The organism is Hydrogenispora ethanolica, from assembly GCF_004340685.1.
Lineage (GTDB): Bacteria > Bacillota > UBA4882 > UBA8346 > UBA8346 > Hydrogenispora > Hydrogenispora ethanolica.
This window is the reverse complement of the sequence record NZ_SLUN01000030.1, coordinates 18,663-31,457: the sequence shown is the minus strand read 5'-3', so window position 1 is coordinate 31,457 and position 12,795 is coordinate 18,663. Positions and strand designations below refer to the sequence as shown.

At 54.3% G+C, this 12,795-nt stretch carries 8 protein-coding genes; 2 read left to right on the top strand and 6 right to left on the bottom strand.

Annotated elements, in window-relative coordinates; genetic code table 11:
* Positions 1 to 173: 173 nt before the first annotated feature.
* The 4 genes from EDC14_RS19755 to yicI all read right to left on the bottom strand — a co-directional run bounded on the left by EDC14_RS19755 (position 174) and on the right by yicI (position 8,091).
* Positions 174 to 1,385 carry an ABC transporter substrate-binding protein gene (locus EDC14_RS19755; RefSeq protein ID WP_132016049.1) on the bottom strand — a complete coding sequence of 404 codons (1,212 nt, stop codon included), beginning with the start codon at positions 1,383 to 1,385 and terminating at the stop codon, positions 174 to 176.
* Positions 1,386 to 1,628: 243 nt separating this feature from the next.
* A complete protein-coding gene (locus tag EDC14_RS19750) occupies positions 1,629 to 3,173 on the bottom strand; it encodes a response regulator transcription factor (protein WP_165908166.1) in 1,545 nt (514 codons plus the stop codon).
* Positions 3,154 to 5,010, bottom strand: a complete 1,857-nt coding sequence (locus EDC14_RS19745; protein ID WP_132016047.1) for a sensor histidine kinase — start codon at positions 5,008 to 5,010, stop codon at positions 3,154 to 3,156. The genes EDC14_RS19750 and EDC14_RS19745 overlap by 20 nt, the downstream gene beginning before the upstream one ends.
* A 762-nt stretch (positions 5,011 to 5,772) precedes the next feature.
* Complete coding sequence (gene yicI / locus EDC14_RS19740) at positions 5,773 to 8,091, bottom strand: alpha-xylosidase (RefSeq protein WP_132016046.1); 2,319 nt, start codon at positions 8,089 to 8,091, stop codon at positions 5,773 to 5,775.
* A gap of 180 nt (positions 8,092 to 8,271) precedes the next feature.
* Here yicI and EDC14_RS19735 point away from each other — a divergent pair, with 180 nt between their 5' ends.
* On the top strand, positions 8,272 to 9,186 hold the full coding sequence (locus EDC14_RS19735; RefSeq protein ID WP_165908165.1) for an AraC family transcriptional regulator: 915 nt from the start codon (positions 8,272 to 8,274) through the stop codon (positions 9,184 to 9,186).
* A 51-nt stretch (positions 9,187 to 9,237) separates the two neighbouring features.
* Here the strand turns inward: EDC14_RS19735 and EDC14_RS19730 are convergent, their stop codons facing one another.
* Entirely contained in the window at positions 9,238 to 10,122 is an 885-nt protein-coding gene (locus tag EDC14_RS19730) for a fumarylacetoacetate hydrolase family protein (RefSeq protein WP_132016044.1), read from the bottom strand.
* Positions 10,123 to 10,206: 84 nt separating this feature from the next.
* The gene (locus EDC14_RS19725; RefSeq protein ID WP_165908164.1) at positions 10,207 to 11,190 is read right to left on the bottom strand and encodes a Gfo/Idh/MocA family protein; all 984 of its coding nucleotides are present in this window, start codon (positions 11,188 to 11,190) and stop codon (positions 10,207 to 10,209) included.
* 264 nt (positions 11,191 to 11,454) lie between these two features.
* Here EDC14_RS19725 and EDC14_RS19720 point away from each other — a divergent pair, with 264 nt between their 5' ends.
* The gene (locus tag EDC14_RS19720) at positions 11,455 to 12,711 is read left to right on the top strand and encodes a sodium:proton antiporter (protein ID WP_132016042.1); all 1,257 of its coding nucleotides are present in this window, start codon (positions 11,455 to 11,457) and stop codon (positions 12,709 to 12,711) included.
* Positions 12,712 to 12,795 lie beyond the last annotated feature (84 nt).

The window sequence follows — 12,795 nt, the reverse complement described above, 5'->3', positions numbered from 1 at the left end:
TTTTGCCAAGGATTCGGCTCAACGGAAACCGGTTTCGCAAACCAACCCCGGCCAATTTCGGGTTTTTTCAGCCGCTTGGCTGTGGGGGATGAGAAACATCCCCCGCATCTTGTCTTGACTGAATCAGGCTGGGCCACTCATTCGAAGCAATGAACCCAGCCTGATGAAAGAACTTATTGCACGATATTCACTTTTTTGGAGGCATCCTTCAGCGCTTGGGCCGGTGTTTTGAATCCGGAGAGGGCTTCCTGGATAGCAATCTGGATGGCCCCGGAGAACTCCGGCCATTTGGGATGGGGTCCCCGCGGCATCGCGTATTTCATTTGATCCATAAAGGTTTTCAGGATTGGATCCTTTTGCCAGGTATCATCCTGAGCGACATCGCTCCGGGCCGGCAGATGCCCCGACAGCCTGCAGAACTTGGCCATCACATTCTTACTGCAGAGATAGGTCAGGAATTGGAAGCTTTCATTCACTTGTTTGCCCTTGAGAATCGCGATGTTGTAACCGCCGAGCACCGAGGCTTCCTTTTTATCTTTCGGGAAGAGGGCCACGTTCCACTTCAGATCGGGAGCGTCCTTCTTGAGATTGGAAATCTGCCACGGGCCATTGATCATCATGGCCGCTTTGCCCGCAGCGAACTGTTTCTCAACATCCGGCTGTCCCCAGTTGATCACTTCTTTGCTCATGTATCCTTTTTTCACCAAATCGGTCCACATCTGAAGCGCGCGGGTCGCTTTGGCATCGTCAAGCTTGGCGAAATTCCCGCCGGACGCGATCAGCCAGGGCAGGAATTGGAAGGTCCCTTCCTCGCTCCGCGCCGCGCAGATGGCCAGACCGTAGTGCTCCTTGGTGGTCAGTTTCTTGGTCGCTTCCATGACTTGCCCGAAGTTGCGGGGCGGCTTCACGCCGGCTTCCTGTAGCATGGTTTCATTGTAGAAAAGGGCGAGACAATTGCTGTAAAACGGCAACCCGTACTGTCTTTTGTTGTAAATGGTGGATTGGATCGGCCCTTTGAAGAACTTGTTCACTTGTTTCCACTTGGCCAGGCGCTGAGTGATGTCCTCGAAGACGCCCATGGCCGAAAACGCCGCCTGATCCGGATTGTCCACCGTGACCAGGTCGGGAAGATCATCGCCCGCCATGCCGATGGAGAGCTGCTTTTTCAATTCCGGCAGCGGAATATACTCCGGAACCACTTCCACTTTGTCCTGCGAAGCATTATAATCATGCACGATCGACTTGAAGGCGTCTTGAACCGCGCCGGGGAAGATATTCCACATTCTCAGCTTGACTTTGGGCGCCGCGGCGTTGGCCGCCGTTAAAGAGAGCCCCATGACCAACACAAACAACACGGACAAGATTTTTTTGTTTGCCTTTTTCAACTTTTCCACTCCTTTTTTCTTGTTTCTGGAACAATTTCATTTTATTACGGTTCTGTAAAACGATAAATCCGAAATCCTTTATAAAGGTGCAATTTTTTAAACAAAAATGGGGCTATGCTTTATGTTTGCGATAGGCCCCACGGAAAACGATTGGTTAATTTTCTGCATACGAAACGCCGCTTCGTTATTTTTTCGCGCCAATCATGACAAAAAGATCCATTTCTCCTGATTTCTTGCAATGCGTTAACAAGACAGCTTCAGATAGTCTCCCGCCGAATGCCCGGTGATCTTCTTGAAGACTTTGCAGTAGTATTTGACGTCGGAATATCCCACCATTTTGGCGATCTCGTAAATCTTATACTGCCGGCTCAACAACAGATCCTTTGATTTTTCGATCCGGTATTCGGTCAGGTAAGCGATGAGATTTTTCCCGGTTTCCCGTGCGAAAAGCGCACTTAAATACTCCGGCGTGATGTGCAGCTTTCCCGCCAGATACTCCAAGGAGAGATCCAGATGGTACTCTTTCTCGATGATCTTCAGGGTTTTCCGGATCACCAGGTTATACTGGCTGACTTTCCGGCTGCATTCCCCGGCCACCTGGCGGAGGAGATCCTCCAGGATTTTCCGCTTATTTCCGAGCCAAAGACACTGGTCCATCCTGCTGATAATCAAGGTGTTTTTGACCTGGTCATTCATTTCAGCCCGTTCCCGCTGGATCGCATAGAGCACCGCTCCCGTCAGCCGGGTGACCGCCTCTCGCAAATCGTCGGGATGGAATAAACGCGCCTTGAGGCGGCCAAAAAACTGTTCCAGCTCGTCGAAAAGGTCCCCAAAATTCAAAGTCGCAATCCGCTGGGTGATTTTGATCTCCATCTCGGTGGGATATATAAATTGCTCCGGCTTGAACAGCGCCACCTTCTCCTGGAAAACGATATCCTCCAATACCAGATTCCACTTCAGGTTAGCGCTGATCCACAGATACGTCCGGCCGATCGTCTCCAACCCGTCCAGCTCCGCATAGCCGGCCACCACCTCGCCGGACCAGTGATCCGCGCAGTGACTCCGCAGCTTTCCCATGAAGCTAGCGCCGGAGCCCGCCGCCTGCTGTGGAAAAAGTAACGCCAGTTCCCTCCGGGGCTTGTTGGCGGCCAGCAACGGCCGCAGTTCGCCCCAGCTGTCATCCCCGATCAGCCTGGTCAACTCGGCGACCCAATCCTCCTGCTCCGGCTCTGGCACATCCGGCTCAAAGCGGATTAATCCCAGGGACCACCGGACAGCGGCAACTTGCTCAAAATGCTGGGCCAGTTTCCCGATATCCGCCGGCGAATTGCCTTGGTCCATCATGATCTTTCCCAAAAGTTTCTCCGGCGGTTCCGACCGCGCCGCCAGCATCCCGGCGGCCTCTTGCTCCTTGGCCAGCATCCGCTCGATACTTTGAAGGCTGGCGATCAATTCAGGGACGGTGATCGGTTTTAACAGGTACTCAACCAGCCCCAGTTTCAATGCCTGTTGGGCATATTCGAACTCGGCATAGCCGCTGAGAATGAGGAATTTGCTGCGAAGATCCGCGTTCCGCAGCTTCAGTGTCTTGATCATCTCCAAGCCGTCGATATTGGGCATTTTGATGTCCGTAATGACCAGATCCGGCGCGGTCTGCTCGATCACCGTCAGACCCGCGGCGCCGTCCTCGGCCTCGCCAACCACCCGGTAATCGGGATTGAGCTTGGTGAGCAACTTAATAATACTTCTCCGGGTACGGAGTTCATCTTCAACCACAACGATTCGCATCTGTCTCCCGACCCTCCCAATCCTTGGGAATAATGATTCGAATAATCGTACCGCCATTCACCGGACTTTTGACGTGCAGCCGGTAATTGGCTCCGTAATACAGTTCCAGGCGCGACAGGGCGTTCGTAATGCCGATCCCGGCTTCCCCATTTTCCCGTTTCTCAAAGACACTGAGAATCTTCGCCCGGTTCATTCCCTTGCCGTTATCGCGGATGGTCAGCAGCATCTGATCCGCGCCAAAGCTCTTCCCGGTGATCTCCAATATCCCGCCGTTCGTCTTTCCCGCCAAGCCATGAATGATCGCGTTTTCGATAAACGGCTGGAGCAATAGTTTATGGATCCAGCAATCCATCAGCTCGGGGTCAATGGCGATCCGATAGGTGAAGCTATCGGAAAAACGGCATTTTTGCAGGGCGAGATAATCCCGGAGCCATTCGCTCTCTTGCCGGAGCGTCACTTTTTGATTGCTGCCGTTGACGCTGTAACGCAAAATATTGGCCAACTGCTTCAGGCTCTCGCTGATCTCCAGTTCGCCCTTTTCGATCGCCATCCAATTGATCGAATCGAGCGTATTATAGAGAAAATGCGGGTTGATCTGCATCTCAAGCTTCTTAATCTCCGCTTCCTTCTCTTTCTGGGTCACCCTTTTGACTTCCTCCACCAAGCTCCGGATCTTCTCGATCATGGTATTAAAACTCTTGGCAATCAGCGAAATTTCGTCGTCGGTATCGGTTTCAACCCGCACCGACAAGTCGCCGTTTTCGGCTTTGAGCATGGCCTGAACGATCTTTTTCACCGCAGCGGTCAATCGCTTGGAGACGCTGATCGCGATCAGGATCAAGGAGATCATGGCGAAAGTCTGGATCAGCAGGATCAGGTTTTTCGTCAGGCGGATCTCCCGGAAAAGATGATCCCGGTCAATGATGTTCACGACCCGCCAGCCGGTCTTGGAGATCGGCGCGCTGTCCACGATCACCCCTTTGCCGAAGATTTTCGAATTCAGCTCGATGAGGTCTTCTTTCCGCAACAGTTGTTTGGCGACCGGTGGCGGGAAGATATCGCGCACGTCCCCGCCGATCAGCTTTTTCACCGGATGCGAGATGATCCGCCCTGTTTCATCCACAATGAAAGTTTTATTCAGATCCTGACGCATCTCTTCCTTTTGATCGGCATAGATGCCGGTCAGCAAAGGTTCGCCGATGCTCAGGACCACCACTCCCAGCGGCCGGTTGGTATTGAAATCAATGATCCGCCGGCTGAGGAAGAAAGAATAGTATAATGTATCGCCGTAAGCCCCTAAAAACTTGGTGCCTTCCCAAACATTCCGACTGTATAGCTCGATGCTTTTGCGGTAAAACGTCGTCCCCGTGAGATCCCCCAATGACTGCCAAAAATGATTGTTAATGTCCTGCCCGGTTCGGTCGATGCTGATCACGGAATCGCCGTTCTCGGTGATCAGCACCAGGCTATTGATCCACTTTTTCGAGTAGGAAAGGATATTCAATTTCAGTTGCAATTTGTTCCAGGTGGCCGCATCGTACTTGTCGTTTAATTGCGCCAGCAACTCAATCAGACTGTCATCGTATGCGACCTGATAGACTAGATCCTCGTAAGCCGACAATTCGGTCCGGAGGTTCCGGATCGTATGGGTTAAGCTACTGCCCGCATATTCCTTGACTTTTCGCTCCATCACTTTCACGGTGTAATAATAATTGAAGAGCTGAACCAGTGTTACCGGTATCAAAGAGACGAACAGAAATATCAGCATCAGTTTTTGGGTGAAAGATATCTTCCAAGAAAAAGAATGCCGCCTAATCCAAGCAGGAACTTGGAACAATGAACGGGTCGCCTCCCTCTCCGGCGAAGTCGTTTCGGATGTCCCGAAAACCGGCAAAACTGATTGTTACCTGCGCCGGGCTTCTTTAACAATTTCTTCGGCAAAATTTTAAATATCATTATCATTATATAAAATTATCAGCCCCCATGCCCAGTCAATTTGTGCCATTCGCCCTGAGTATCACGGAGAATTGCCGAACCGGCAGGTTGGATTTCAAGGGTAAATCGCGAAGTGTAACAAAAGAATTTATTTCATCCTATATCTAGCGCCGTTTTGCGGATACGGACCTGAGGAGCTGAAAGAGAACGTTTTGCGAATCACGGATCGCTTTGGGTGACTGAAAGAGCTCATTCAGTCGCCGGGCAAGCTCGTTTTGTGAATAAGCGAGCTTGCTCAGTCGTTCAGCGAGCTCTTTTTGTGGATGAGTGAGCTTGTTTTGTGAATCAGCAAGCTGGTTTTGTGAATCAGTGAGCTCGCTCAGTCGCTCGGCAAGCTCGTTTTGTGGATAAGCAAGCTTGTTTTGTGAATGAGAGAGCTTGCTCAGTCGTTCAGCAAGCTCTTTTTGTGGATAAGCGACCTATTTTTGTGGATAAATGGATCCGTTTAACGTGGTTAACGGTTTTGGCTGTGGATAAGTCGGGGAAGTGCGGCGAAAAACGGGTACAGTCAGAGGGTGAGCGGAGCGAAGTTGATACTCAGTAATAAAAAAAGAAGGGGATTCCGGATGTTGAAACCCCTTCTCAAAAAACAGCCCGAGTAAGATCAATAAGCCACAATCAATCGTCCATTTCCCGGTTCCGGCGTAATCTTGATCCCCAACGGTTCTTTTTGGCTGGAACCGCCGCTTACGGAATGGACTGCGTTCACGCCTCGCAACAGTAGGCTCCAGGGTTTGCCGCTGCCTTCCACTACGACAGTGACCTTCCCGTCACGCCGCTCAGCCGTCACGGTCAGCTCCGCTGCGCCGTCCGTATTGTAAACGATGGTCGCGGCACTGGCGCCATCCGCCAGCTCAAACAGGTGCAACGTCACCCCGTCGGCATAATCATAGGCCGGCTGCCTCAGATTATTCCCCACCGCGATGATGGAATTCTGCCGCGCCAGCAGCGGGAGGCTCAAATAATCGTGCCGTTCCTCGCGCCAGCAGCCGCCCTGGATCTTCTCTCCGGTCAAAAAGTGGGTCCAGGTCCCGGCGGGCAGATAATAGGAGGCCTGGCCCTCGGTGTTGAAGATCGGCGCCACCAGCAGTGAATCACCCAGCATATACTGGCGATCCAGGAAGCTGCAGGTCGGATCGGCGGCGAACTCCAGCACCATCGCCCGAAGCATCGGGACGCCGGTTTGGGTGGCATTCACGGCGGCGCCGAACAGATAAGGCATCAAACTGCATTTCAAATGGGTGAAAAATCGCAGCACCTCCACGGACTCTTCGTCGAACAGCCAGGGCACCCGGTAGGATTCGTTGCCGTGCAGCCGGCTGTGGGAAGACAACAGGCCGAAGGCGATCCATCGTTTGTAGATATCCGGCGGGGCCGTCTTTTCGAAGCCGCTGATATCATGGGACCAAAACCCGAAACCGGTTAGGCAGAGCGACAGGCCGCCCCGCAAGGTCTCCGCCATCGACTCATAAGTGGCCGAACAATCGCCGCCCCAGTGTACCGGGAATTGCTGGCCCCCCACCGTGGCCGAACGGGCGAACAAGGCCGCCTCATGTTTGCCGCGGACCGCTTCCAGCAGTTCGAAAACTGCCTTGTTGTATAAGAACGTATAATAATTATGCATCTTGAGCGGATCGGAGCCGTCGTAATAAACCACATCGGTGGGGATCCGTTCGCCGAAATCGGTCTTGAAACAGTCGACGCCCATGTCGAGCAGCGCTTTCAGCTTGCCCTGGAACCAGCGCGTCGCCGCCGGGTTGGTGAAATCCACCAGCCCCATCCCGGCCTGCCAGCGATCCCACTGCCAGACGTCACCGTTTTTGGTCTTCACCAAATACCCATGCTTCATTCCCTCGTCGAACAGGTAGGATTTCTGTGCGATATAGGGATTGATCCAGACGCAGATCTTCAAGCCTTTGGCTTTTAACCGTTGCAACATCGTTTCCGGCTCGGGGAATACCTCGGGGTCCCACCGGAAATCACACCACTGATACTCTTTCATCCAAAAACAATCGAAGTGGAAGACATGCAACGGCAGATCGCGCTCGATCATCCCGTCGATGAAACTGTTGACGGTAGCCTCGTCATAGCTCGTGGTGAAGGAGGTCGTCAGCCAAAGTCCGAAGGACCAGGCCGGCGGCAGCGCCGGTCTGCCGGTCAGCTTGGTGTAGTTCTGCAAGACTTCTTTCAAGGAAGCGCCGCCGATGATGTAATACTCCAGATACTCGCCGGGGACGCTGAACTGGACCTTCGAGACGTTTTCCGAGGCAATCTCGAAGGAGACCCGTTCCGGGTGGTTGACGAGGACGCCATATCCTTGATTGGTAATATAGAAGGGAATATTCTTGTAAGCCTGCTCGCTGCTGGTGCCGCCGTCCTCATTCCAGATATCGACGACCTGACCGTTCTTGACGAACGGCGTGAAGCGCTCGCCCAGGCCATAAACATACTCGCCCACGCCCAGGTCCAATTGCTCCCGGATATACGCCCCGCGCTCCGCATCCAGGATGTAACCGGTGCTTTTGGTCCCGGTCCCGGTGAGACGCCGCCCGTCGTAACGAAAATCGACCTTCCAACCCTCGCCCTTGCCGACCGTCACTTGCAGCTTGCCGCTCTGGAGCGTAGCCCGGGCGGGTTCGTCGGTGATTTTAATCGCGACATCCTCCCGGTGCAGCGCAAATTCCGGTCCCAACTGCTTGCGGCCGCGATGATGCCAGATCCGGACACCGATCACCTCCGCCAGCGGCGAACTGTATTCGATGGTGATTAACGGCGCATTCAGCGTATCGCCCCGGTGCTTGACCATCTTGCAGGCCGCGTAGGCTACGAGGGAGCCGGCATCGGCCTTCACGTCGCGCAGCTCGACCGGATTGTGAATCGTCACGCCTTCTCTTACATGCCAGTAGCCATCGGTAAACTTCATAACGGATCATCGTTCCTTTCCTCTATGACATTTATGACATTTCCATTGCTCCCGCTGTTGCCGGGCATCAATCCTTACGCTATAATTATATTGATATTTTCGGACCTTTTCTTTCAGAATTTGGACTGTTTATAACACGTTTTTGATATGGTGTCCAATTCCAATAGGAGTCGTCAAGACATGGAGCGCAGTTTGTTTGAAAACCGGGTCCACGGGGATGCGCTGTTTCCGCTCAGTGTTTACCGGGTGGAAGTTACCGGCGATCATCTCTTCCCCTGCCATTGGCATGATGAGCTGGAGCTGAACCTGGTGCAAGAGGGAAACGCGCTGTTTCAGATCGATGCCGGCGGGTTCGAAGCCGCCGCCGGTCAGGCGGTCTTCATCAACAGCCGGGAATTGCATGCCGCCTATCCGGCGGCGCATGCGCCCTGCGCGCTCCATGCCCTGGTCTTCCACCCCAGCCTGCTGGCAGGCGTCGGCTACGACGACTTGCAGAACCGTTACATTGCCCCGGTGCTGCGCAAGGATTATGCCTTACCCTCGTTGATCCTTGGCGAAGCGGATTGGGAAAAGGAACTCCTGGGCCACCTGAACGCCATCATTACGCTGGAGGCGGCGCAGCCTTTCACTTATGAGCTGCTAATCAAAGCCCGGCTCTACCAGATCGTCGCGTTGCTCATCGCCAACAGCGGGCGCGCCGCGGCCCGGAAGAATTTCGGAGCCCAACAGGAGCAACTGGCGCGGATCAAGACGATCCTGCAATACATCCAGACCCACTATTCCGAGCGGATCCGCATCAAAGACCTTGCCGCCATGGAGCATGTCAGCGAGGCCCATTTTTGCCGTTTCTTCAAGCAGATGGTCCGCAAAACCCCGGTGGACTACATCAATTACTACCGGATCCAGAAAGCCGCGCAACTGCTGGAGGATGACAGCAAAAAAATAACCGACGTCGGCATGGACGTCGGATTCGAAAATTTCAGCTATTTTATTCAGACCTTCAAACACTATATGAAGTTGACGCCCTCCGAATACCGCAAACGGCGCAGGGAATCCTTATCCGGGAACGAGCCTGAGGCGCCACCGTCCCTCTGAACGGACCCTCCCTGGCGCGCGCCGCTCCCGCCCGCCGCGTTCTTCTTTCGATCAGGAATCGGCCACCACGGGGTTGACCAACTCGCCCAGCCCGGCGATGCTCACCTTCACCGTATCGCCGGGTTGCAGGAACACCGGCGGTTTGCGGGCCATGCCGACTCCCGGCGGGGTTCCGGTGGCGATCAGATCGCCCGGCTCCAGGGTGACCAGTTCCGAGAGAAAGCTGATGAGCTGGGGGATCTTAAAGATCAGCTGGCTGGTGGAGGAATTCTGCATTAACTTGCCGTTCAGTTCGAGCTTGATAGCCAGGTTGTGGGGGTCGGCGATCTCGTCCCGGGTCACCAGGTACGGGCCGAGCGGCGCAAAGGTGTCCAGCGCCTTTCCCTTGGTCCATTGGCTGCCGCGGTTCTGCAGATCCCGGGCGCTCACGTCATTAAAAACGGTGTAGGCCGCCACATGCTCCATGGCCTCCTCCTCCGGGATGCGTTTGCCCGTTTTGCCGATGACCACCGCGAGCTCTGCCTCATAATCCACGGTTTTGGAGATGCGGGGCAGCCGGATGGGCTGACCCGGTCCGGTGATCGAGGTCCGGAACTTGGTGAAAATGACCGGTTCGGTCGGGACCTCGGCGTGGGATTCGATGGCGTGATCCAAGTAGTTCAGGCCGATGCAGATGATCTTGTTGGGGTTGGCGATGGGCGCTTGGATCTTCAGTTGGTCCAGCGGGCGCTTGAATGGGCCGAGCACCGGCCCCTCCTTGAGCAGTCCCCGGATCGTCTCAACCGAAGCCAGCGTGGTCCGCATGTCCGAAAAAGCGGTTTGCGCCTCCCTATATCTTGGCAGCGCGGCGGCAGCGGCGGCCAGATCGATGACGTCATTTCCATCCAGGACGCCGATGAATGAAGCGTTTGACAGTCGAAAGGTACCCAGTCTCATACGTTATCCTCCTTGCTACTACTCCGTGGTTAGATACATCGTTCAGTTCCGGAGCGGTCCGCAAACGCACCCCGGCGGCACTGCTTATTCTGCCGGAGCCGCGGCTGCCTTATCCAGGGCGCTGATGATCACTTCCAGATCGGCGTAGGCTTCGGCGAAGGAACTCTTCACCGGCGAACCGGTCCGGATCGCCTGGAAAAAATCCTGATATTCCTCGAAATAACCCTTGTCTTCCGCGAACTGCTCCTCGTACTCCGTTTGGCCGTTCCGTTTGACGGTCAGCGTATTATTCTCAATGATCATGCAGCCTTCTTGCGCCATGATCAGTAAGCGGTCTTCAAGATAGCTGTTGGAACTGAAAAAGATATTGAAGACGCCTTGGACCGAATGGGCGGCGTTAAACTGAAAACTCAACGAATCCAGTTCACCAATGGCCGGATTGATACACTTGGCGAATGCCGCGGTGACGGTGAGCGTTCCGAAGAGATCCCGCAGGGCCGCCATATTATGGACCCCGCCGTCGGTGATGAAGCCGCCCGGATAACGGTGCCGGATCCGCCATTGGGTCTGGGCGTACTGGTTATCGGTGGTCATGTGCTTAAAGCAATTCCAAAACACTGCATACGGCGCGCCGATCGTCCCGTCCTGCAAAAAAGCGGCGGCTTTGTCGAACAGGCGGCGGTAACGGAAATTCTCCGCCACCAAAGTCACCTGGGGACAGGTCCGCGACAGCTCCACCAGTTCTTTGGCCTCTTCCAAACTGGCCGCCAGCGGTTTTTCGACCATCACGTGCTTTCCGGCGCGCACCGCATCCTTGACCGCCTGCGCGTTCAGATGAACCGGCAGCAGGATCGCCACCGCTTCGATAGCGGGATCCTCCAACAGCTTTTGATAGTCGGTAAAATAGGGAACGCCACCGACCAGCGCCGCGAAATCCTTCGCCTTGGGTTCCGTATGATTGCATACCGCCTGAATCGTAAATTGTTCCTTCAGTTGCTGCAACGCCGGCCAGTGCAGAATGCGCGCGGCGATGCCGCAGCCGATGACTCCCAACCGAATCGGTTCCATAACTGTGAAAGCTCCTCTCCGTCGTTTCTCCAATGATAGAATCAGCGATGCCGATAAACCGCTATAATGGGTTGCCATACATTTCGACATTTCGCGCTCGTTCCGGGAAATCCTTTTTTCCCGGCAACATTTCATTACCCTTGCGAATATCGACAATTTGCGGCAAGTTTCTGCTTTGTTTACGGAATGTTGAAGATCTTTGCGGAGGAAAACCCGGAATTATCTCGAAGTCTACTCCAAATGTTTACATGGAGGTTGCAATTTATGTCGCAAGAATCAATTCCTTTTTATATTTGTGTCCCGTTTGTGGTCATTCTGTTGCTGATTGCGTTGATGCCGCTGGCGCTGCCGCATTGGTGGGAGAAGAACCGCAACAAGGGGATTGTGGCCTTCGTCGCCAGCCTTCCGGTGTTCCTGTTCCTGGTGGTAAAATTCCCCTCGGAACTGCTGGCGACCTTTTACGATTATCTATCCTTCATTGTCCTCTTGGCGTCGTTGTTTATTATCTCCGGCGGGATCCTGATTCAGGGAAACTTAAAAGCGACTCCGCTGGTGAACACCGTCTTTTTACTGATCGGCGCGGTGATCGCCAATGTGATCGGAACCACCGGAGCCAGCATGCTATTAATCCGGCCAATGCTGCGGACCAATAGCGAGCGCCGCCATACGATACATATCCCGGTCTTCTTCATCTTTGTCGTTTCCAATCTCGGCGGTTGTCTCACACCGCTCGGCGATCCCCCGTTGTTCCTGGGCTATCTGCGCGGTGTCCCCTTCACCTGGACGCTGGGGCTCTTCCCGGAGTGGCTGACTGCGGTGGGCATCGTGCTGGCCGTCTTCTATATCTGGGACAGCATCGCCTTTAAGAAAGAAAACTATCTGGATCTGATCCAGGATATTGCCCGCAAGGAGCTTTTGACCATCAAGGGCAAGATCAACCTGCTCTTTCTACTGGTGGTGGTCCTGGCGGTCTTCGGAGCCAAGACGCCCTACCGCGAGCTGATCATGGTGGCCGCCACAATCCTCTCGCTCGTCTTTACAGGGAAACAGGTCCGGTCGGACAATCAGTTCACCTTCAATCCCATTATTGAAGTGGCGGTCCTGTTCGCCGGGATCTTTGTGACCATGGTGCCGCTCCTGATGCTGTTGGCCGAGAAGGGCGCATCTTTAGGCATCACCGAGCCTTGGCAGTTCTTTTGGCTGACGGGCGGACTCAGCTCCTTTCTGGACAACGCCCCGACCTATCTGACCTTCTCATCGCTGGCGGCGAGCGTCACCGCGGCCGGTCACGCCGGAGCGCAAACCGTCGCCGGGATCGATCCCAATCTGCTGCGGGCGATCAGCTGCGGAGCGGTCTTCATGGGCGCCAACACCTACATCGGCAACGGCCCCAACTTCATGGTCAAGTCCATCGCCGAGGAACAGGGCATGAAAGTGCCGCATTTCTTCCAATATATGCTCTATTCGGGCCTGATCCTGATCCCGACCTTCCTTTTGATCACGCTGATCTTTTTCAAGTAGGCCGCAGCCCGTCCGAAACAAAGCTTTCATCCCAGCTAATAAAACGGCCTCATTCCTGTCATGAATGAGGCCGTTCAAAATTTA